This is a genomic window from Syntrophomonas curvata (genome assembly GCF_052976825.1).
In genome coordinates this window covers 885,046-905,095 of the sequence record NZ_CM129641.1, presented here as the reverse complement: position 1 = coordinate 905,095, position 20,050 = coordinate 885,046, and the positions used below count along the sequence as shown (strand labels likewise).

The window sequence follows — 20,050 nt, the reverse complement described above, 5'->3', positions numbered from 1 at the left end:
TGCATAACACTATACGCATCTATTGATGCCCATTTTCCACTGGCTCTTGTCGTTTTTAAATATCTGTGTAAAAATAGCATACAATAAGAACATAAAATCTTGATTAATACGGGAATGGTTTATGATCATTATTGCAGGAAAGGGGGGCAACCTATTATGCAAAAAATAAGCGGCCGTTATCTTGCCGGTATACTCATTATTATGGTTGGCGTGATTGCCCTGCTCAATAATTTCGGTCTGGCTGATATCAGCTTCAGCTATGTCATCAGTTTATTATGGCCACTGCTGTTGAGTATTGCAGGAATCAGCTTCATTGTAAACCGGCGCGATCTCCCCGGTATCATAACGGGCAGCTTACTGATTGCCTTGGGCGTTATTTTCTTAGGGCATAACGCAGGGTTTTTCGATATTGATATGCAGAACTTCTGGCAGGGATTCTGGCCCGTTATCATTATCTTAATCGGGGTGAGTCTGCTCAGTAAAAATAAGCATAATAGTTCCGGGCACCTGGCGATAATGGGCGCTGTGGAGAAGAGCAATGCGGGTTGGGAGCTAAAAAGTGCAGAGTATTCTGCGATAATGGGTGGTATTGAACTTGATATACGCAAAGCTGCCTTTAGCGAAAAAGAGATTAATCTTGGCTTATCCGTTATTATGGGTGGTATAACCGTTATTGTGCCTGAAGATGTGGCCGTGACCTGTAAGGGAACCGCAGTACTGGGCGGAATCGATTTAATGGGGCGAGGGTCAGGGGGAATAGTTGGCAATGCCAGCATGCAGAGCGGTGATCTGCAAAGCGCCGACAAAATAATTCACCTTAACTGCCTTTGCATACTGGGTGGCATCGAAGTTAAACGATAAAGGAAAAAACAATACCTGCGGTGAGTCAGGAGCGAGCAAGGGGGAGGCTCCCCTGATTCGCCCCCTTACTCACCCCAAACTCCACACCCCAAGGATTCTTATCAGAATCGTCTCACCAGGTTACCAGAATTGGTTTAAATTATTTCGGACTGTATACGAATTTTATCAGGGGAGCTTTTCCCCTGATCACTTCTTTTCGAAACTTGGTTTCCTTAACCGCATTACCAATATAGGGTATCTGGTCCTGATAGAAGCTGATTTCCAAGGGGGGTTCTCCGTCAAGAAGCCCGGCCGCATACACTGTATAGGCCGTCCTTTCCTGAACTCGCAAAGTTTCTTTTAGGAGTACTTCATCTTCACCGGCCCAACGCAATTTAAGGTTGTAGGTGCCGGGAGCTATAGTCTCAAAATCGGTCACCTGGGTATATGCTACGTCATCGAACTGGGGCCCGTTTTCAACTGCAAGGCTCATATCGGGTGCCCCGGGTGACAGGTGGGCGAACCGTATGCGGCCGTCATCGGTAGTTATTGGTTCACCGGGTAAAAAAATGGGCAGCAGACTAAGGTCAGTCGGAGCTCCTATCATGGCGATTGTGATTCTTTCACTGGGTGGAATGTTTACGTTCGTGTCAATCAATGGATTGGATTTCTCACCGGCAGGAAACACTTCAATATGAATATCTTCGGGTCCTACCACCAAGTATTCACTAATCTCATTGTAGGCTACGTTCTGAAAAACAAGGTTTTCGTCAGCGTAAACGTCTACAGCTGGAGCTCCCGGGGATACATGTAAAAAACGGATAAACGAATTAATGGTCGGCACAGAATCACGCCTTTATTATTTTTGTAACAGTATATTAATAATAGGCGCCAAAGGTGTATTTTTAATCTTATTTATAGCTTCTTCAACTGCTCTGCCAATCTAAAGCAATAGCTATTTAATATTTATCCCACCATTTCATGGTTTCAGTTAAAACGGATCGCTCTTCTCAAAGCAACCCACCATACTCCGCCAAATGGGCGTACAACTGTGGCCACAGTTGTCTGCTTGCCGGTTAGCATCTTGTATTTTTGTCGAGATTCATTATCAGAACAACCGCTATTGACAAATCCGCTATCCCGTATTACTATATAGCGGTAGTAAGTATTACTTCATATTGGTCATACAGAATAGCGAGGAGTGATTGTGCTGGAAAACCTAACAGAAATGCTCAAAGGTGTCCTTGAGGGCTGCGTCCTGGAAATAATAAGCCGTAAGGAAACCTATGGCTACGAAATTACGCGGCAGTTGAACGCTCTCGGCTTCGCAGATGTTGTGGAGGGAACGGTGTACACTATTTTGGTGCGGCTTGAGAAGAATAACCTCGTGGACATAGAAAAAAAGCCCTCCGACATGGGACCGCCACGAAAATTTTTCACGCTTAACGACCTGGGGCGTGAGGAATTGCGGAGGTTCTGGGAAAAATGGGAATTTGTCGCGTCGAAAATTAACCAATTGAAGGAGGAGGAATCCAATGTCTGAGTTTTTCGATAATTACTTCAATATCAAAAAAATGTTTGAGAGCAAGCGCGAGTATCGGCAACAAATGGCAAGGGTGGAGGCTCTGCCGAAAGACTATCAATACGTATTTAAAAAAATCCAGGGGCACATGTGGATGTTCGCGGCGGGCTCCGGCTATGACATGATGGAGATCCATTCTGGCCTAATAGAACTGTTCGAGGCCGGCGCAGCAGACGGCAAGCATGTTTTGGAGATTACCGGCGAAGACGTGGCCGCGTTCTGCGACGAGCTTCTGCGCAGCGCCAGGACATACACGGAAGACTGGCGCGAATCGCTCAACCGCGATATACTAAAAAAACTTGGAAAGGAAAACGATTCCAAATGAAAGACATCGCAGTTCAAGTGAAAGGACTTCAAAAGTCCTACAAGAAAATTCATGTTCTAAAGGGTGTGGATTTCGAGGTGGAAAAAGGCAGTATTTTCGCCCTGCTCGGCTCCAACGGCGCGGGCAAGACGACGATTGTCAAAATCCTCACCACGCTGCTCAAACAGGACGGAGGCGCAGCCATCGTAAACGGCTTTGACGTCGCTTCAAAGCCCGACCAGGTACGGCTGTCGATCAGCCTGACCGGGCAGTTTGCCGCCGTGGACGAGATCTTGACCGGGCGGGAAAATCTCATTATGATCGGCAGGCTGCGGCACCTTAAAAATCCGCGCCAGATCGCGGATAATCTACTGAACCGCTTCGGCCTGACCGATGCCGCCGACCGAAGGGTTTCCACCTATTCGGGCGGCATGCGCCGCAGGCTTGACATAGCCATGAGCCTTATAGGAAAACCGCAGCTCATTTTCCTTGATGAGCCGACCACCGGACTTGACCCCGAGGCACGCATCGAGGTTTGGAAGGTTGTCAGAGAGCTTGCCGGGGGCGGTACAACGGTTTTTCTGACCACGCAGTATCTGGAGGAAGCCGAACAGCTTGCAGATCGAATTGCCATTCTGCATGAAGGTATGATTATTGCGAGCGGCACACTCGCGGAACTGAAAAAGCTGTTCCCGCCCGCAAAGGTTGAGTACATTGAAAAACAGCCCAGCTTGGAGGAAATATTTCTCGCAATCATCGGCAAGAAGGAGGAAAAATGATGGAATCGTCAAATAAACACTTTTTCGGCGATATGTGCGTGATGATTGGTCGTTCCCTGCGCCATATTTCCCGTAGCATGGACACCATTATCACAGTCACCATCATGCCAATCGCATTTATGCTGTTGTTCGTCTATGTGTTCGGCGGCGCCATTCAAACCGGCACGGACAACTATGTAAATTACCTGCTGCCCGGCATCCTGCTGATTGCGATTGCAAGCGGCATCGCCTATACGGCTTTCCGTCTGTTTATGGATATGCAAAGCGGCATCTTCGAACGGTTCCATTCCATGCCGATTGCGCGTTCGGCTGCGCTGTGGGGGCATGTGCTGACCTCGCTGGTATCCAATGCGATTTCGGTTGTCGCAATCATTCTCGTAGCGCTAATTATGGGCTTCCGCTCGTCGGCAGGAGTATTGTCATGGCTTGCCGTGGCCGGTATACTCGTGTTGTTTACGCTGGCCTTAACCTGGATCGCGGCGATTGCCGGGCTGTCTGCAAAATCGGTGGACGGTGCATACGCCTTTTCCTATCCGATTATCTTCCTGCCATTTATCAGTTCGTCATTTGTACCGACCGCGTCGATGCCACCGGTAATTCGCGCCTTTGCCGAAAACCAGCCGGTAACCTCGATCGTAGACGCGATCCGTGCGTTATTGTCTGATCAAGCAGTGGGCAACGACATTTGGGTTGCGCTCGCGTGGTGCTTAGGTATAATGATCTCAGCATATCTGTTTGCGATGCGTTCATATAAACGGAAAACAGTTTAATGTTTAAGTTTTTATGGAGACATCCGGAACAAGATCGCTGCCATCCATATCGCCCGATCGGATTTGGTTTGGGATCGCTAGTGTGTGGATTATTGCCCCCTGATTTATCGGTGTTTTGGATATTCGCCGCGCTCTGTGCGGTGATGGGCGCAGCCCGGAATCTGTCTAATATACCCTACATGGCTTATCTGCAACAGGCCATCCGCTTGAAAGCTCAGGGCCGTGTGCTTTCGCTGGTGATTAGTCTGATGTCATTGGCTATGCCCGTAGGTCTGGTAATTGCCGCGCCAATAACCCAGGCTTACGGAGTGGCTAATTGGTTTTTAATTACAGGTATTGCTATGGTCATCATTATGCTGCTTAGTGCGATGGCAACTCTACCTGGGAAATTATCATATAGCCGGGACAGGTGATTTTTGCTCCTGATTGTCACTATTACAGCCCGCTTTTGCACCCGGATGTTCTATCTCTATCGGGAAGGCGACCTCGTAGTATCTTCCGACAACAATTTTGAAAACGGTTCTTTGGCATTTAAAGTTCTAGAGTATAGGGCACAATTAAAATTGAAATACTTTTTTCTTGTGCAGAATTATTAAAAGCGCTGTAGGAAATTTAACATAAGGAAAAATAGACTATGCTGGAAATATCACCACAATTAAAAAAACTGATTGCAAAATACCGTTGCGTAAAAGATACGGAAGGGATGTCCCCTGCCAAAGTATATAAATTAATAGGAGAGAATAAAAATCTGTATTTAAAAATGACGGACGATCGGTATAAAGGAACCACATATGATGTGAAACGCGAAAAAGACATAATGCTATGGTTAGAAGGAAAGCTGCCTGTTCCAGAGGTCTTGTACTTTGAACAGCATGAACACTGGAACAATCTGCTCATGAGCGAGGTTGATGGTGTCATATGTTCAGAAGAGTATCAAACAGAACAAAACCCTGAGAAGACTATCAAGCTGTATGCTGAGTGTATCAGGCTTTTTCAATCCATCGACATATCTGATTGTCCCTTTAATAATAATATAGACAGCCGCCTGGCCGAATTGGATTATTTGCTGAGTAACAATTTAGCTGATGTGGATTGCGAAAATTGGGAAGAAGACACTCCGTTCAAAGGGCCGCTTGAGTTATATGATTTTCTAAAGATGCAAAAGCCCAATGAGGAATTAGTCTTTTCACATGGCGACTTGGGAGACAGCAATATTATGGTTAAAAATGGAAGAATAAGCGGCTTTATTGATCTTGGGAGAAGCGGCAAGGCGGACAGGTGGTATGATATTGCTTTCTGTGTCAGGTCTATTAGGGAAGATATTGGGGAAGAAAAGTACGTCAAGCTGTTTTTTGACTTGCTAGGTATAGAACCTGATTGGGAGAAAATAAAGTACTATATTCTACTGGATGAATTGTTTTAGTACTTGGGATTTCAGTAGAGGATTGATAACTGCTGATGCTTTTCAAATTCGGATTGGGTTTCAGATTAAAGCTAAAGACTGTGCTTTAGACGCTATGTCCCCACCGGGAATGTTGAAAAATATTAATTATCGTAGACGCGCTCCTTGCGTTATTGTCTAATCAACCGGTGGGTAACGACATCTGGATTGCACTTGCGTGGTGCTTAGGTATAATGATTTCAGCATATCTGTTTGCGATACGGGCATATAAACGGACAGCGGCTTAAGGTTTGCGGGCGTTAAAATAGTAGTGACTAACAAAAACATCAAGTAAAGGGATGGTAGAGTGGGCGAATATTAATAAAAATTATTTACGGTATGCGGCAACAAAACACGGTTAAGATACGTTGTGATACGCTGCTTGGAAAACTTCCCGCTGTTTTGTCCCAAGTGTAAACAGGAACCGATAATCAATGTAAAACAACTGAATGGCAGAAAGGAGTACCGCAGGGCGGGGTCATATCAATTAGGGGGAAGAAAATGAATAAACATGAACTATATAAAATTGCATTTAGTTTAATTAATCATAAAAAACTACGAAAGTTCGGAACTTCTGGACATGTTGGATGTGCATTGGAAACAACTCAAGGAAGTGTTTTTACCGGAATATGTGTTGACTTGCCCTGTTCTATTGGCTTATGCGCGGAACAGTCAGCTATTGCTGAAATGGTAAAGAACGACGAAACAGCAATTAATAGAATTATCGCGGTGTATGAAGATGGGAGTATTCTTTCGCCATGTGGAAGGTGCAGAGAATTTATTGCACAGGTAGACGACCTTAATATAGAAACCCGGATTATGATACCTGAAATGAAAGAAGTGTTGCTGAAAGATTTATTGCCGGAAAGGTGGGATAGCAAATGGAACTGAAAAAGATAAGTAATAGAGTGTTTTATTATCCACATCAACCAGAAACTGATCGGCCTATGTTGTCATATTTAAAAGGAGATAAAATTGCACTGGCCATTGATGCAGGAAATTCAGCAGACCATGTTGATGAGTTTTATAAATCCCTGGAAATCGAGGGCCTAAAGAAGCCGGATTTTACAGCCATCACTCATTGGCACTGGGATCATACCTTTGGAATGCATCAAATTCACGGATTGTCCATTGCACACCATAAAACCAACGAGTTTTTAAATCAGGAAAGAGCCAAACTATCTGACAGTGCATATATAAAATTTTTGATAAAGGACGATGAGTGCCTCGGCAGAGAATATGCAGATAATAAAAGAATTATTGTCGTTCTATCGGATATTCAATTTGAAAAAGAGCTTACCCTTAATCTCGGTGGAGTAACTGCAAAGATTTTTCATACGGTATCTCCCCATTCGGAAGATACGGTGCTTATCTATATTCCTGAGGAAAAAATATTATTTCTGGGAGATTCAACCAGCGAGGATTTCTTCAATGAGGGGTATATGGATAATGAAAAATTAAGGACATTAACAAATTTGATAGAAATTATCGACTGTAAATATTGTATTTTAAGTCATGCGGAGCCTCTAACTAAATCAGATTTATTGAATTACTTAAAACCCATTCTAAAATAATTAAGGACACAGAGGTATAATGCTCCCATAGGGTGAGACAAAAACGGATAGGCCCCTCAAAATGAGACGCGCAATTTTTTGTGAACGACCCTCAGAGCCTGATTTCTACTGGCGGAAGCAAACCTTGGTTGTACAAGTTATTATACTGCTCCGGACTTAAATACCCCAGACTGCCATGTATTCGCACCTTGTTGTAATACTTTACATATCGCTCCAGCTTTGTCATTGCTTCTTCAAATGATTCAAATATCATCTGTTGCATGAAATCATCTTCTAAAACGCTGTGGTAAGCTTCGATATATGCGTTCATATTTGGCGTTTTAGGCGGTATTCGCTCATGAATAACCCCAAGATCATGACAATCGGACGCGAATTTTAAAGATGTAAATTGAGGTCCATTATCAGTTCTGACGACAAGCTCTTGGTCTCGGTTATACAATTGCCTTTTCATCAGCCCTTGCTTCAATGCTTGACCTGCATGCTGAGAAAGACAGTTTTTCCCGATCCTGTACCCGACTATTGTTCTGTCAAAAACATCGATGAATGAAAGAATATAGAAATTTCGTTCTTCCCCATGGATGTAACCATACTTGATGTCACCTTGCCACAATTGGTTAGGCCCGTTGACTATACGATTCCTGGCCAGCATCCTGGGTGCTCGATGCCTTGATTTTCTTGCTGGCTTGAGCAACTCGGATTCTTTACACAGACGATAGACTTTTTTCTTGTTGATATGAATGCGATGATGCATTCGCAGGCAAAATGTCAGCTTCCGATAACCATAGTTATAACCCTCACTTGCAACGATTTTTTTCAAAAGATCCTTAAGAGCATTATCATCGTATTGGGCTCCATCAAGATCATAGCTGTAACTATTATGTTTTCGGGAGATCAAAACCAGTGGAGGGTCCCCTTTATGGACTGTTGCTGATGTCAATCTGTAAAACGAAGCCCGGGGAAGCTCAACAATATAGCATAATTTTCGGATCTCATGCCCAAGCAAGTGCCATTTCAAAACAATCTGGGCTTTCTCAGCGGTCTTCAGCTGTTTTTTTTTAACATATCCCTTAAGACTGCAATTTCAAGGTTTTTATCTTCGATTCGTTTTTTAAGGTGCCGCATCTCGTCTTGAAGTTCTTTCGGAATAGTGCTGTTGGAAGCAGTTTTTCGGCTTTTTCCAAAACGCCCAGTTTCACTGTACTCTTTCCTCCAACGGCTAATAAGCACTTGATGAATCCCAGTATCTCGGCTTATATCCGCTAGCGTTTCACCCCGTAAGCACCGTGTAATAATATTAAGTTTTTCATCTTCACTATATCTTCTTCTAGCTCCCATGGATACCCTCCCCAAGATTATTATAATTTAATCCTTAAGTTATGGGTGTCTCAATTATCGAGGGGGCCAAGGGGAGGGGCGGTTCTTTTGTATCAAGTCAAAAGACATGGCAAAATGAGAGAAAAGAAGAAGTGATCAAATGCCCAGACAGCCTAGGCAGAAGAGCGAAACAGGAATCTACCATGTCATGGCGCGAGGAATTGGTTAACAAGATGTATTCTTACAACTACCGCTTCCAATGCTATCAAGCCATTACACCTAATAATTACACACGACCAGACTCCAACCTTTATAACGTGATACTCCATTAAGTGGTCTTCTCCCCTCGATTGTGTAAAGTCTTCATAATATGTTTTTCAGGTTCTGTTAAAATTCTTGACAAGGCGATATTTTCTCAATATAATGACTTTGTAGTCATTGACTCGGGAGTCAATTGAAATGAAAAACAATCAACGACAATTACAGAAGGAGCAGACCCGCCGCAAAATCCTGGATGCTGCGTTTTCAGAATTCGGGGCACGCGGGATCATGGCAACGCGTATGCAGGATATTGCTAAAGCGGCCGGTGTTTCGCACGGTACGGTATTTGCTCATTTTGCCAATTACGAAGCCATGATCACTACCGTGATTGAAGAATTCGGCGGAAAGATGACTTTGCGTACCCACGAACTGGCATGTGACTGCAGGGAAGTCAGGGAATTATTGGCCGCCCACTTGACCAGCATCATGGAATTTGAGGACTTCTATACCAGATTGGTGGTTGAGGCCCGGCTTCTGCCGACGGCAGCCAGGGATACTTTCATTATGATTCAGTCAGCGGTATCTTTTCATATCAATCAGGCTGCCCAGCGGGAGATGGATGCCGGCAATATCCGTGCCATGCCGCTGGCTCTCTTTTTTAATACCTGGATGGCACTCATACATTATTACTTGAGCAATGGTTATTTATTTGCCCCGGAAGGCTGTGTGATGAAACGTTATGGCGGGATGCTCCTGGAGCATTTCATGGGTTTGGCAAGGGGGGACTGCGGTGAAAAAGAAACCGCTGAAAATGCTTAAGGCTCGGGTATGCTACGGACACCTGGGAGGAACGCTGGGCGAACGACTGTTTAACCGATTGATGGAGCTTGAATGGCTGAAACCGGACCGGGATAAAGCCACGGTCTATGAACTTACCGAAGAAGGTACTAAACAGATGATAAATCTTGGCGTCAACATTTATGAGAGGAGATAAGTGTTATGAAAATTTGTATAGCCTGTGGAATGCCTATGAATAAAGCGGAGGACTTTGCGCTGGGGGATCAAGGCAAGGATTATTGCCGGTTTTGCTGCAATCCTGACGGCTCCATGCATTCTTACGAGCAGAAGCTCGAGGGAATGACTACTTTCATTGTCAAAACCCAGGGACTGGATGAGAAAGCTGCCCGGTCAGCTGCCCAAAATATGATGGCCAAATTGCCGGCCTGGAAAGACCGTGGGGCTGAATAATGATGGGTTAACCTCTGCTGTTTATACGCGCAGGATGAAATTCAGGGACTGAGCAGTAATCCAGAACACCACTTGACATGAAACAATTTTTGCTAGTTAGTTGTCCCTGAAAAACTTGCATTGGTTTTAAAAAGCAGGACCAGAAAGGAAATTGATATTATCATCATCAACCCTGCGGCTGTTAATCCGGCCCAATGCACTTGGATCAGGCTGAGGACAAAACCATAGATAAGCGCACCGAAGGGCATGCCGCCTTTGCTGATCATTCCTACAATTGAGAATATGCGGGAAATGTAATCTCCGGGGTCGCTTTTTGGATATAGGTCTGAATCGGAACATTCATAAACATGATAGCAACACTCATCTGGCCAAGAACGCCGGCCAGCATGGTAAACATCATCAAGCCGCAGCCGGTTGCCAGCGGTTTGATGACTGCTTTATCTTTGCTGAAAACCACCCCCACCAGAATGCTCCCACCATGGCCCCTAATGCTATTATCACTTGCAGATAGCCGTACTGGGTGTTCGTATAGGCCAGTTTGGTATTAAAAAACAAGGCAGCACTACCGCGAATAGCGGCTGGATAACGGCAAACACTGCCAGGAAAAAACTGCACAGTACGCGGATTGCCCTATTATCCCGAATGAACCTGATCCCTCCGTCAGATCCCTTAACAGGCCGGAGACACGCTGCGCTGACTCCCGCGCGATATGCCGGTATCTGATCAGCATCCAGCTGCCGGCTGATAAGAAAAGTCAAATCCCATTAATTAAAATAACCGCTTTTCGTTTTGCGATCATAGTATAATCCACCCAGTTGGTTTTCCCTGCCTCCCGAAGTTCATCAAAGAGCGCAACCCTGCCACTTCGGGCCAACTTGGCTCGAAGTAGCAGGGTTGGGGAGCCTCCCCAACAAACAGTTTTTTATGATTTGACCGCAGGGAAAATTATAAAAAATCCGTGACTGTGACCACAGTCACATTGCTTGCCGTTTAGCGGAATCTCGAAAGTGAGTGAAAAAATGGAGTTGATGCAGATGTTTTATTTATATTGTTCCTGTATATCTCGCGCCATACTGTAAATGCTTTTACGTATTTCTAAAGGCTCAATAACCTCCGCATCTACACCCAAGCTCATAAAAAAGCGACTGATATAATCGAAGTCCCTTTGGTCAATTGTTTGTTCAATAAATCCACCTTTACCATCAGCATTAACACAAACACTCGTTTCAAAATACGGATTATCCTTACAAGAAACCATCCCTTTGCCGGACAACTTCACATACAAGTGAACTGGTTCCGTTATTTTATATGAATACAATATATCTTCCAAGGTTGTGTCGGGGAGAGGATATTCCTTTTTTGAATCGGTGATTTCTAAAATTCTATCGACCCTAAATAAGCGTACTCCTTTATCTTGATAGTCGTAAGCGGGCATGTACCATATTCCGTTGTTTGCATATACGCCGATGGGAGCTACTGTTCTGATAGTGAGTTGTTGCTTTGATTGATATTTGATTTCAATTATTGATTTGTCGGCTGCTTTTTTAATGGCGTTTTTTAGTAAAGGTGTTTCTATATCTCGCTTATGGTTCCAAAATAACAATGTGGTTTCTAAATTGTCCACATGCTTTTTTACATCTTCGGGTAATCGCGCTAATAGCTTTCTGGATGCAGATTCAATATCCACTTCAAAAGGTAAGGACTTGAAGTATTTCAAAGATTGAAATGAAAAAAAGATTGCGAGTGCTTCGTCTTCGTTAAAAATGATGGGAGGTAACACCCGGCTGGATAAAATGCGATACCCGCCATTTCTCCCCAGCTCTGTGTATAGCGGCACACCCATTTCTCCTAATTCCAGCAAATATCTATGTGCTGTTCTAACGGAAATACCAAACTTTTGGGCAACGTCGTTTGCCGTAAAGCTTCGTTTTGTATTCACATAAAGCAGCAAATCAAACAGCTTTGTAGTTTTACTCATTTTTCTTACCCTCTTTGCAAAACCATGACAGGTATTGTCATAGTTTTATCATACAATGAAAATGAGACCATATCAAGATTGGAGGTAAGTATTATCATTACTAATGAAATAATTATAAGCGGAGCAAAAGAAAAAAATTTAAAAAATGTGAGCGTATCCATACTCAAGAGCAAGATAACTTCCGTTGTCGGTGTTTCCGGCTCTGGAAAATCCGCATTGGTGTTCGATACTATTGCAGCGGAATCACAACGGCAATTAAATGAAACCTACTCCAGTTTTATCAGGAATCGCCTGCCTCACTATGGAAAGCCCAATGTGGAGTCCATACAAAACCTGTCTGTTTCCATTATCATCAATCAAAAAAGACTTGGTGACAACAATCGTTCTACTGTTGGCACGGTTACAGATATTTATAGCTTGCTGAGGCTTTTGTTTTCAAGAATCGGCACTCCATTTGTTGGATACTCTGATGCATTTTCGTTCAATAATCCGCAGGGGATGTGCAAAGAATGTCAAGGGCTTGGAGTTGTGCAGGATTTTGATATTGACAAATTATTGGATAAAGAGAAATCCCTTAATGAGGGGGCTATCCGTTTTCCTACTTTTTATCCCGGCGGCGTCCGATGGAAACGCTATATACACACAGAACTTTTTGACAATGATAAAAAGCTGAAAGACTATACGCCTGATGAACTTGATACCTTGCTTTATAAATCCGGGTTCAAACCTAAAAATCCGACAAGCGAATGGCCTCCTACCTCAAAATACGAGGGTGTGATACCGCGTATTAAAAGAACGTACTTGTCAAAAAGCTGCCGTGACGCAAAGCTATATCAAGCAGATATTAACCGGGTTGTGATGGAAAAAGTTTGCCCGGCCTGTTCCGGTAGCCGGCTGAATCCTAAAGTATCCAGTTGCAAAATCAACGGGAAAAATATTACGGATTGCGCCAATATGCCAATTACGGAACTAATCTCTTTTATTGAGGCTATACAAGTCAATCAAGTTGATACTGTGACACAGGCTATTTTACAGCAGCTTGCCTTTGCAGAAAGTGTTGGTCTTGGATATTTAACGCTGAATCGTGCCACTTCAACTTTGTCGGGGGGCGAATCACAGCGTATCAAAATGATACGACAACTTGGAAGCAGCCTGAATGGACTTATTTATATTTTTGATGAACCGAGCGTGGGTCTGCATCCGGCTGATATTTATAAAATTAACCAACTATTTTTCAAGCTAAGGGATAAGGGCAACACTATTCTGATTGTAGAACACGACCCAGACGTTATTCAAATTGCGGACAACATAATTGAAATAGGGCCTTATTCGGGAAAAAACGGTGGGCGAGTTATGTTTCAAGGGGATATGAACGCTTTTTACGCGACCCCCACCCTGACCTCAAGATACATGCTGCAAAAGCATAGTATTAAGAGCAATTACAGAAAACCGAGCGGCTGGCTTGAAATCAGCAATGCTTCTATGTTCAACATTCACAATGTAAATGTACAGATACCAAAAGGTATATTAACAATGGTGACCGGTGTTGCTGGTTCTGGGAAAAGCACTTTGTTTGATAGAATACTTCCGCAGCACTATCCCGAATGTGTCGTTATCGATCAAAAACCGATTACAACTAACCGTCGTTCCAACATTGCCACTTTCACCAGCATCTTTGATAATATCAGAAATTTGTTTGCGCGTAAGAACGGTGTGAGCGATGCATGTTTCAGCTTCAATTCAAAAGGAGCCTGCCCGAATTGCAAGGGACTTGGTTTAGTCGAGCTCGACTTGGCCTTTATGGAAAGCGTAACAGATGTATGCGAGCTTTGCGGAGGGAAACGTTTTACTAAACAAGTGCTGAAATATTTGTGGCACGGAAAAAGCATTAGTGACGTGCTTAATATGGATGTTGATGAAGCGGTGAGATTTTTCATGGAACCGGAAATAACCGACAGCTTAAACCAACTGAAAAAAATTGGTTTAGGATACTTGAGTTTAGGGCAATCTCTTACCACATTATCTGGTGGAGAACTGCAACGGTTAAAATTAGCCGCTGAATTAGGACAGCCGGGAAAAATATATGTGTTCGACGAACCAACAACAGGGCTACATTTTTTTGATATAGAAACACTGTTGGCAGTGTTTGAAGAATTATTAAATCATGGCAGTACTCTAATTGTAATTGAACACAATTTAGAGATGATTTGTCATGCGGACTGGATAATTGATCTAGGTCCCGGAGCCGGAGAGCAGGGCGGCAAAATTATGTTTGAGGGAACACCGCAAGAGCTGCTTAATTGTAAAAAATCCGTTACAAGTGCTCATCTAAAACAGTATTTAGGCGGCCAGAGGTAAATATTTAGGCAGCAAACGAACAATTATGAACCGTTGTTGTGGCGATTGGTTGGTAGTTATGGACAATTTACCGGTTGCTGTCCGCTCCAGCGCAACAGCGGAAGGTTTACCAACTGCGTCATTTGCAGGACAGCAGAAGACCTACTTAGGCGTCCGCAAAGAGGAAGCGGTAATTCTCCATGTCAAGAAATGCTGGGCAAACCTTTAGACACCTCAGGCGATATCGATCATCCCAAGGTCGATCTGGCGGTTATCGATTGGCCGCAACGATAAAATAGCCCTGTTATGTGCTAACGGGGTGGGCAAAAGCAACGCTGTTAAGAAAAGAACGTGTTTTTCATGCAAAAGTCTCAATTTAACAATTTCCATCCGGAATATTTGGGTTCTTTTCCAAGTAATCCGCCCCGAAACCATGCATCATCTTTAGTATGGGTATTATTTTTTTGCCCAATTTTGTCAATCCATACTCTACCTTGGGAGGAACAACCGGATAGACGTTCCGATATATCAATCCATCTTTTTCCAGACTCCTCAATTGCTGTGTTAGCATTTTTTGGGTTACATCGGGAATTTTTTTTCTAATCTCATTAAATCTTAATGTGCCGTAGTTTAAGTACCACAGGATTAAGATTTTCCTCTTGCCCGCAAGAAGGTTTTGGACCAAAACCATTGGGCAGGTATCATACTGTAAGCACTTTTCTTTCATAAAACACGCTTCGTGTATTTCTTTATTGCTCGTCAAATTACCACCTCATTTTAAGTATCTTTTTGTATACTATAGCACAAAATAGTGCCTACTTGTTTAAGTGGTACCGTAATGTTATTAATAAAATAGATTTTAAAACAAACAGTTAAAGTACAAGGCTAATTATGATATCCATTTGACTTATGAAAAGGGATCAAGATTCAAGCGGTATGGCAAATTGGTGGAAAATCCGGTAAGAGAGATCAGCTTGGAGAAGTAATTCATAAATGAGATTAAGAAAGGAGCAGAAAAAATGAGCACAGTACTTTATATCAAAGCCAATCCCAAACCTGAAGGAGCATCAAGAACCTTCAAAATATCGGACAAGTTTATTGAAGCCTACAAGGAGCACAACCCTGACGATACAATCGTAACTCTGGATTTATATAAAGAAGGTATTGCTTTTTTATCTGCAGAAGGAGTCAGGATGCATTTTGTGGAGCCAGGTGAAGGAAGAAGCGATCCAATCCTCAAATATGCCTACCAGTTTTTGGACGCAGATAAATATGTATTTGCCGAGCCTTTATGGAATTTGAGTATCCCCGCCATATTAAAGGCTTATATTGACTATATAAGTGTTGCCAACATCACCTTTAAATACACGGCAGAAGGCCCTGTAGGACTGTGCAATAACAAAAAAGCGGTAAATATCACTTCAAGAGGCGGAAATTTTTCCGAAGGTGAACTGGTTGTTTGGGAAATGGGAGACAGATATCTGAGGATAATTTTAGGTTATTTGGGAATCACAGATTTTACTACGATAGCAGCAGATAACTTGGATGCTAGAGAGCAGGATGCCGAAGCCATAATTGCCGGCGCAATAACCAGGGCGCAGGCTTTTGCCAAAAGCTTCTGATTTTTAGAAAACTGCGTAAATACCCAAATTACATATAAGTCCGGGCATATAACCTTACCGGCTTGACTACCTGAAGCTCATGTCCCTGCCAGACAGAGTCAATAAATAGTGAAAGGGGGTTTTCAGCGCTAACTCTGAAACCTCCTTTTACTATGGCGTTGGGAAAGCTGCTCAGGATCAAATGGTCTTTGCAGCGGACAGGGTGAAATAGCAGGGGCAATATCTGTTGGGACCACGGAAGCACTTGTAGTTGGAATGGTTCCCGCAAGCGTAGGTCTGCCGCCCCATCCGGAAATTTCAAAAAGTTTATTGACCACTTTGGTCATTCCGGTGTAAAATAGGATTGACCGATGTGGTCATTGCCCTGTCTATATCTACATAGAGATGAGGTGGCTGTCATTTATCCGAAATTTATTAATTTGGAAGCGGAGAAGCGGGAACGTATTATTAATGCTGCTCTTAAGGAGTTTGCCCAAAAAGGTTATGACAAGGCTTCTACCAATGAGATTATAAAAGAAGCAGGAATATCGAAAGGGTCATTATTTAACTATTTCAACAGCAAAAAGGAACTGTATTTATTCTTGATAGACTATATGGTTGAGATTGTAGATAAAATCTACGACGAAGTAGATTGGAATGAAACTGATATTTTCAGGAGAATGAAAGCCATCGGATTAGTTAAATTTAAGGTTTATAAAAAATTCCCGCCGGTATTTATTTTTCTTAAGGCTTTAGCCCATGAGGAGGCTGCCGAAGTGAAACCTGAAATCAATAAACTGGGAAAAAGCCTCATTGCCGGCGGTTTAGAAAGAGGTTATAAGAATATAGATTTGACAAAATTCCGTGATGATATTGATGTTCAAAAAGCGATTAATATTATTAACTGGGCGATACTGGGTTTTGCCGAACAGCAAAGAGATGCAGTAGATTCCTTTGAGGATATCGGTATGGAAGTGCTTGACGAATGGGATGATTATTTTGACCTAATGAAACGCTGTTTTTATAAAGAGGAGGAGCAATAACATGTTTATTGACGTTTCCGATTTGAAAAAAAGCTATACGTCGGGCGTGGTTAAAAATCAGGTTTTAAAGGGAATCGGACTGAAGCTGGAAAAAGGAAAAATTGGCATCATTCTCGGGCCGTCCGGTTCAGGAAAATCCACCATGATGAATATCATCGGCGGCATTGATCGCGGCGACAGCGGCTCTGTCACTGTTGGCGGGGTCGAGATAAACCGTTTGAACGACGACCGACTGACAGATTACAGGCGTGAAAAAGTGGGTTTTGTTTTTCAGTTCTACAATCTGGTGCCCAACCTTACCGTCGGGGAAAACATCGAGGTGGTTGCCAGCATCAGTAAATCCCCCTTGAACATCGATGAAGTTCTGGCGGCAGTCGGAGTGCAGGATAAAAAGCATAGCTTCCCCCGGGAGCTGAGTGGAGGCGAGCAGCAAAGGGTCTCCATTGCCAGGGCCATTGTCAAGAATCCCAAGCTGCTGCTGTGTGACGAACCGACCGGGGCACTTGATTATCAGACGTCCCGCAGTATATTGAACCTGCTGCAGCAGGTGAACGAAGAATATGGAACAACCATTTTGATGATAACCCATAATACCGCCATTGCCTCTATGGCCAATAGAGTATTTAAGCTCAGGAACGGAGAAATCGTAGAAGATATAATTAATCAGACGATTTTTCCGGCGGAAAGGATTGAATGGTAATGGCGCTGAATAAGAGAGTTTTGCGGACACTGAGAGAAACCCCCCTGCGCTATCTTGGTGTTCTTGTGCTAATCATCCTAGGAAGTTATGCGTTTATTCTGGCGGCGGGGATTTCTCAGAATCTCGATACTCTGGTCACCACATTTACAGAGGGGCATATGCAGGAAGATCTGTCCTTTTCAACCGACCGGGGTATCCTTAAGCTCGAAGAAATGGAAAAGGAAACCGATGCCATCATAGACGGATACCGGAGCTATGACGCCTCCCTTTCCGACTCGCTTACCCTGCGGCTGCTTAGTGAAACGGAAAAGCTCAACATCCCGGCTGTCATTGAGGGGCAGGCGCTTTCCGGTACGGGAGAAATACTGCTTGACCCTGCCTTCGCCCAAGCAAACGGGTATCCGGTGGGAAGCCAAATTGAAGCGGCGGGCAAAACCTTCACTGTGGTGGGCTTGGTGTCTTTGCCCCACTATATCTATCCCTTAAAAAGCGTACACGATATCATGGTATCGCCATGCAACTTCGGTGTGGGCGTTATAAATCGAGGAGATTTTGCGGGTGTTGAAAACGTTTCCACCATTTATTCCGTAAGGTTTCATGACCGAACCCAGAGCCTTAATAAGCAGGCGGCTGAATTTCGGGAACGTTTGCATGATGAAGGCATAGTCGAGTCCGACTGGATTGACATTATGAACAATAAACGGGCAAGAATGGCTTGGGCGTCCATAACCGGCTTAAAGACGATGAGCGTACCGGTGCCTGCGGCCATGTTGATTTTGTCCTGCTTGATTATAGGCATCATGATATGGCGTGTAATTCGGCATGACTCGGTCATTATAGGTACACTTTACGCGCAAGGTTACCGGCGGTTTGAGTTAATGCGTCATTATATGGCTGTTCCTTTGCTGCTCGCCTTATCAGGCGGAGCTATAGGAAGCCTGCTGGCGCTGCCGTCCATAGGGCCTTCGGTTATGGCTATGGTTTCATATTATAATGTCCCCGTTACTGGCATTGAACTAAGTGCTTTTAATGTTATGATTGGAATATTGACCCCAGTATTGTTTTTAGGCGCCAGCGGCTATATTGTTATATTTAAGGAATTGAAACGCTCCCCGGCGGAGCTTATGAAAGGCGAAAAGCAAAAAAGCGGTGTCAATGCTATAGAACGCGCTCTTAAACTGGAAAGGTTTAAGTTCAGCACCAAATTTAAGCTGCGGGAGCAAGTGAGAAGCATTTCAAGACTGCTGTTCCTGCTTTTGGGCGTTACCAGCGCCTCCGTACTTATGCTCCTGGGTTTCACGATAATGAATTCTATGGATTATGTATTTAAAAACAGCACTGCCGACACCTACCGGTTTGAATACGAATATGCCTTTAAGGATATACAATACGGTAAGGCGCCGGAAGGTGCGGAGGTTTTCTCCGCCGGAAGGTTTTATCCTGAAAATAATGAAAAAATTGAGTTTTATATTACCGGCGTTGAGCCGGATTCGACCATTTTGACACTGAACAGCAATGCCGGTAGCCTGCTTCCCAATAACCAGACCAACATTACCAAGCCTTTGGCAGATCGGCTGGGTATTAAGGCAGGCGACAGCGCAAGCTTCATAAATAAGCAGGATGGAAAGCGTTACACTTTTCATATTGATGCTGTTGCCGGTTCCTATGCGGGGCAGTTTATTTTTATACCGGCGGCCGAGTTTAACACCCGGCTGGGACTTCCCGAAGACAGCTACACCGGGCTTTGGAGTACAAAAAAGCTTGACATTCCCGAAAAACGCCTGGCAGGAATAAAGTCGTTAAGCGAGACCGCTGATGCTGTGGATGAACTGCTGGGGCCGATGGTTTCTATGGTGCTTATGATGACCATTATCGCCTGTGTCGTGGGCTTGATTATCATCTATCTGGTAACCTCGCTGATTATAGAGGAAAATAAAAACACAATCTCCCTTTTCAAGATTTTTGGCTACAGGCGCCGGGAAATCAGTGCTCTGATACTGAACAGTCCTACTTTGGTGGTAGTGGCCGGATTTATTATCAGCATTCCTGTAATGGCAGCTTCGATGACTTCAATGTACAGCTATCTTGGCGCTATGATAAATTTAGTGCTGCCAACGATTATCAGTCCGCTTTATGTGATTATCTGCTTTGCGGCCATAATGCTGACCTATCAGCTTAGCAAACTGCTGTGTACAAAGAAGGTGATCGCGGTTTCCATGAGTGAGGCGCTAAAAGCGGGAACGGAATAGGCAAACTATAATCAGTAACTTGCTAAAAC

The 20,050-nt window shown here is 43.8% G+C and carries 24 protein-coding genes and 2 pseudogenes; 19 read left to right on the top strand and 7 right to left on the bottom strand.

From position 1 onward, the window contains the following. Positions 1 to 156 precede the first annotated feature (156 nt). Positions 157 to 861, top strand: a complete 705-nt coding sequence (locus ACU70B_RS03905; protein WP_447185038.1) for a LiaF transmembrane domain-containing protein — start codon at positions 157 to 159, stop codon at positions 859 to 861. A 139-nt stretch (positions 862 to 1,000) separates the two neighbouring features. On the opposite strand, the gene ACU70B_RS03900 is transcribed toward ACU70B_RS03905, so the two are convergent. Continuing rightward, positions 1,001 to 1,684, bottom strand: a complete 684-nt coding sequence (locus tag ACU70B_RS03900) for a DUF4397 domain-containing protein (RefSeq protein ID WP_447185037.1) — start codon at positions 1,682 to 1,684, stop codon at positions 1,001 to 1,003. Positions 1,685 to 2,068: 384 nt separating this feature from the next. Between ACU70B_RS03900 and ACU70B_RS03895 the strand changes: the two genes are divergently transcribed. The 9 genes and pseudogenes from ACU70B_RS03895 (at position 2,069) to ACU70B_RS03855 (ending at position 7,290) form a co-directional block, all read left to right on the top strand. After that, on the top strand, positions 2,069 to 2,383 hold the full coding sequence (locus ACU70B_RS03895; protein ID WP_447185702.1) for a PadR family transcriptional regulator: 315 nt from the start codon (positions 2,069 to 2,071) through the stop codon (positions 2,381 to 2,383). Then, complete coding sequence (locus ACU70B_RS03890; RefSeq protein WP_447185036.1) at positions 2,376 to 2,747, top strand: DUF1048 domain-containing protein; 372 nt, start codon at positions 2,376 to 2,378, stop codon at positions 2,745 to 2,747. Before ACU70B_RS03895 ends, ACU70B_RS03890 begins: the two co-directional genes overlap by 8 nt. After that, entirely contained in the window at positions 2,744 to 3,505 is a 762-nt protein-coding gene (locus ACU70B_RS03885; protein WP_447185035.1) for an ABC transporter ATP-binding protein, read from the top strand. The genes ACU70B_RS03890 and ACU70B_RS03885 overlap by 4 nt, the downstream gene beginning before the upstream one ends. Next, positions 3,505 to 4,275, top strand: coding sequence for an ABC transporter permease (locus ACU70B_RS03880; RefSeq protein WP_447185701.1), 771 nt, complete (start codon positions 3,505 to 3,507; stop codon positions 4,273 to 4,275). The genes ACU70B_RS03885 and ACU70B_RS03880 overlap by 1 nt, the downstream gene beginning before the upstream one ends. Next, entirely contained in the window at positions 4,275 to 4,688 is a 414-nt protein-coding gene (locus ACU70B_RS03875; RefSeq protein ID WP_447185034.1) for an MFS transporter, read from the top strand. Before ACU70B_RS03880 ends, ACU70B_RS03875 begins: the two co-directional genes overlap by 1 nt. Positions 4,689 to 4,909: 221 nt before the next feature. Further along, positions 4,910 to 5,698 (top strand): APH(3') family aminoglycoside O-phosphotransferase, encoded by a 789-nt coding sequence (locus ACU70B_RS03870; protein WP_447185033.1) that lies wholly within the window; start codon positions 4,910 to 4,912, stop codon positions 5,696 to 5,698. A 346-nt stretch (positions 5,699 to 6,044) separates the two neighbouring features. After that, positions 6,045 to 6,221: pseudogene (locus ACU70B_RS03865) on the top strand (cysteine-rich KTR domain-containing protein); the annotation flags it as partial. Next, positions 6,218 to 6,607, top strand: a complete 390-nt coding sequence (locus ACU70B_RS03860) for a cytidine deaminase family protein (protein ID WP_447185032.1) — start codon at positions 6,218 to 6,220, stop codon at positions 6,605 to 6,607. The pseudogene ACU70B_RS03865 and the gene ACU70B_RS03860, both read left to right, overlap by 4 nt. Beyond that, positions 6,598 to 7,290, top strand: coding sequence for an MBL fold metallo-hydrolase (locus tag ACU70B_RS03855; protein WP_447185031.1), 693 nt, complete (start codon positions 6,598 to 6,600; stop codon positions 7,288 to 7,290). The genes ACU70B_RS03860 and ACU70B_RS03855 overlap by 10 nt, the downstream gene beginning before the upstream one ends. A gap of 91 nt (positions 7,291 to 7,381) precedes the next feature. Here ACU70B_RS03855 and ACU70B_RS03850 read toward each other — a convergent pair whose 3' ends face one another. After that, positions 7,382 to 8,293, bottom strand: coding sequence for an IS3 family transposase (locus tag ACU70B_RS03850; protein ID WP_447185700.1), 912 nt, complete (start codon positions 8,291 to 8,293; stop codon positions 7,382 to 7,384). Between the two features lie 38 nt (positions 8,294 to 8,331). Next, on the bottom strand, positions 8,332 to 8,625 hold the full coding sequence (locus tag ACU70B_RS03845; RefSeq protein WP_447185030.1) for a transposase: 294 nt from the start codon (positions 8,623 to 8,625) through the stop codon (positions 8,332 to 8,334). Positions 8,626 to 9,063: 438 nt separating this feature from the next. On the opposite strand from ACU70B_RS03845, the gene ACU70B_RS03840 reads away from it, so the two are divergent. Genes ACU70B_RS03840 through ACU70B_RS03830 form a run of 3 tightly spaced genes read left to right on the top strand, consistent with a single transcriptional unit; the run spans position 9,064 to position 10,113 of the window. Next, positions 9,064 to 9,684 (top strand): TetR/AcrR family transcriptional regulator, encoded by a 621-nt coding sequence (locus ACU70B_RS03840; RefSeq protein ID WP_447185029.1) that lies wholly within the window; start codon positions 9,064 to 9,066, stop codon positions 9,682 to 9,684. Next, positions 9,656 to 9,859 carry a hypothetical protein gene (locus tag ACU70B_RS03835; RefSeq protein WP_447185028.1) on the top strand — a complete coding sequence of 68 codons (204 nt, stop codon included), beginning with the start codon at positions 9,656 to 9,658 and terminating at the stop codon, positions 9,857 to 9,859. The genes ACU70B_RS03840 and ACU70B_RS03835 overlap by 29 nt, the downstream gene beginning before the upstream one ends. Positions 9,860 to 9,864: 5 nt before the next feature. Beyond that, positions 9,865 to 10,113, top strand: coding sequence for a zinc ribbon domain-containing protein (locus ACU70B_RS03830; protein ID WP_447185027.1), 249 nt, complete (start codon positions 9,865 to 9,867; stop codon positions 10,111 to 10,113). Positions 10,114 to 10,381: 268 nt separating this feature from the next. Here ACU70B_RS03830 and ACU70B_RS03825 read toward each other — a convergent pair whose 3' ends face one another. From ACU70B_RS03825 to ACU70B_RS03815, 3 genes are all read right to left on the bottom strand, one after another. Further along, complete coding sequence (locus tag ACU70B_RS03825; protein WP_447185798.1) at positions 10,382 to 10,576, bottom strand: hypothetical protein; 195 nt, start codon at positions 10,574 to 10,576, stop codon at positions 10,382 to 10,384. Then, positions 10,513 to 10,728 (bottom strand): MFS transporter, encoded by a 216-nt coding sequence (locus ACU70B_RS03820; RefSeq protein ID WP_447185026.1) that lies wholly within the window; start codon positions 10,726 to 10,728, stop codon positions 10,513 to 10,515. The genes ACU70B_RS03825 and ACU70B_RS03820 overlap by 64 nt, the downstream gene beginning before the upstream one ends. 424 nt (positions 10,729 to 11,152) lie before the next feature. Continuing rightward, the gene (locus ACU70B_RS03815; RefSeq protein ID WP_447185025.1) at positions 11,153 to 12,091 is read right to left on the bottom strand and encodes a helix-turn-helix transcriptional regulator; all 939 of its coding nucleotides are present in this window, start codon (positions 12,089 to 12,091) and stop codon (positions 11,153 to 11,155) included. A gap of 93 nt (positions 12,092 to 12,184) precedes the next feature. Here ACU70B_RS03815 and ACU70B_RS03810 point away from each other — a divergent pair, with 93 nt between their 5' ends. Next, the gene (locus ACU70B_RS03810; protein ID WP_447185699.1) at positions 12,185 to 14,449 is read left to right on the top strand and encodes an ATP-binding cassette domain-containing protein; all 2,265 of its coding nucleotides are present in this window, start codon (positions 12,185 to 12,187) and stop codon (positions 14,447 to 14,449) included. A 73-nt stretch (positions 14,450 to 14,522) separates the two neighbouring features. Continuing rightward, a pseudogene (locus tag ACU70B_RS03805) lies at positions 14,523 to 14,654 on the top strand (PEP/pyruvate-binding domain-containing protein); the annotation flags it as partial. A gap of 150 nt (positions 14,655 to 14,804) precedes the next feature. On the opposite strand, the gene ACU70B_RS03800 reads toward ACU70B_RS03805, so the two are convergent. Beyond that, on the bottom strand, positions 14,805 to 15,155 hold the full coding sequence (locus ACU70B_RS03800; protein ID WP_447185698.1) for a winged helix-turn-helix transcriptional regulator: 351 nt from the start codon (positions 15,153 to 15,155) through the stop codon (positions 14,805 to 14,807). Between the two features lie 292 nt (positions 15,156 to 15,447). On the opposite strand from ACU70B_RS03800, the gene ACU70B_RS03795 reads away from it, so the two are divergent. The 4 genes from ACU70B_RS03795 to ACU70B_RS03780 all read left to right on the top strand — a co-directional run bounded on the left by ACU70B_RS03795 (position 15,448) and on the right by ACU70B_RS03780 (position 20,021). Then, entirely contained in the window at positions 15,448 to 16,050 is a 603-nt protein-coding gene (locus ACU70B_RS03795) for an FMN-dependent NADH-azoreductase (protein WP_447185024.1), read from the top strand. A gap of 389 nt (positions 16,051 to 16,439) precedes the next feature. After that, positions 16,440 to 17,072 carry a TetR/AcrR family transcriptional regulator gene (locus ACU70B_RS03790; RefSeq protein WP_447185023.1) on the top strand — a complete coding sequence of 211 codons (633 nt, stop codon included), beginning with the start codon at positions 16,440 to 16,442 and terminating at the stop codon, positions 17,070 to 17,072. A 1-nt stretch (position 17,073) separates the two neighbouring features. Next, complete coding sequence (locus ACU70B_RS03785; RefSeq protein WP_447185022.1) at positions 17,074 to 17,772, top strand: ABC transporter ATP-binding protein; 699 nt, start codon at positions 17,074 to 17,076, stop codon at positions 17,770 to 17,772. Next, complete coding sequence (locus tag ACU70B_RS03780) at positions 17,772 to 20,021, top strand: ABC transporter permease (RefSeq protein ID WP_447185021.1); 2,250 nt, start codon at positions 17,772 to 17,774, stop codon at positions 20,019 to 20,021. Before ACU70B_RS03785 ends, ACU70B_RS03780 begins: the two co-directional genes overlap by 1 nt. The last annotated feature ends 29 nt before the right edge of the window (positions 20,022 to 20,050 follow it).

Excerpts from the sequence above, each read along its gene's own strand:
- ACU70B_RS03860 (WP_447185032.1), top strand. The coding sequence starts at position 6,218 with ATGAATAAACATGAACTATATAAAATTGCATTTAGTTTAATTAATCAT.
- ACU70B_RS03780 (WP_447185021.1), top strand. The coding sequence starts at position 17,772 with ATGGCGCTGAATAAGAGAGTTTTGCGGACACTGAGAGAAACCCCCCTG.
- ACU70B_RS03875 (WP_447185034.1), top strand. The coding sequence starts at position 4,275 with ATGTTTAAGTTTTTATGGAGACATCCGGAACAAGATCGCTGCCATCCA.
- ACU70B_RS03885 (WP_447185035.1), top strand. The coding sequence starts at position 2,744 with ATGAAAGACATCGCAGTTCAAGTGAAAGGACTTCAAAAGTCCTACAAG.
- ACU70B_RS03855 (WP_447185031.1), top strand. The coding sequence starts at position 6,598 with ATGGAACTGAAAAAGATAAGTAATAGAGTGTTTTATTATCCACATCAA.
- ACU70B_RS03785 (WP_447185022.1), top strand. The coding sequence starts at position 17,074 with ATGTTTATTGACGTTTCCGATTTGAAAAAAAGCTATACGTCGGGCGTG.
- ACU70B_RS03880 (WP_447185701.1), top strand. The coding sequence starts at position 3,505 with ATGGAATCGTCAAATAAACACTTTTTCGGCGATATGTGCGTGATGATT.
- ACU70B_RS03870 (WP_447185033.1), top strand. The coding sequence starts at position 4,910 with ATGCTGGAAATATCACCACAATTAAAAAAACTGATTGCAAAATACCGT.
- ACU70B_RS03830 (WP_447185027.1), top strand. The coding sequence starts at position 9,865 with ATGAAAATTTGTATAGCCTGTGGAATGCCTATGAATAAAGCGGAGGAC.
- ACU70B_RS03895 (WP_447185702.1), top strand. The coding sequence starts at position 2,069 with ATGCTCAAAGGTGTCCTTGAGGGCTGCGTCCTGGAAATAATAAGCCGT.
- ACU70B_RS03845 (WP_447185030.1), bottom strand. The coding sequence starts at position 8,625 with ATGGGAGCTAGAAGAAGATATAGTGAAGATGAAAAACTTAATATTATT.
- ACU70B_RS03815 (WP_447185025.1), bottom strand. The coding sequence starts at position 12,091 with ATGAGTAAAACTACAAAGCTGTTTGATTTGCTGCTTTATGTGAATACA.
- ACU70B_RS03795 (WP_447185024.1), top strand. The coding sequence starts at position 15,448 with ATGAGCACAGTACTTTATATCAAAGCCAATCCCAAACCTGAAGGAGCA.
- ACU70B_RS03905 (WP_447185038.1), top strand. The coding sequence starts at position 157 with ATGCAAAAAATAAGCGGCCGTTATCTTGCCGGTATACTCATTATTATG.
- ACU70B_RS03890 (WP_447185036.1), top strand. The coding sequence starts at position 2,376 with ATGTCTGAGTTTTTCGATAATTACTTCAATATCAAAAAAATGTTTGAG.
- ACU70B_RS03800 (WP_447185698.1), bottom strand. The coding sequence starts at position 15,155 with ATGAAAGAAAAGTGCTTACAGTATGATACCTGCCCAATGGTTTTGGTC.
- ACU70B_RS03840 (WP_447185029.1), top strand. The coding sequence starts at position 9,064 with ATGAAAAACAATCAACGACAATTACAGAAGGAGCAGACCCGCCGCAAA.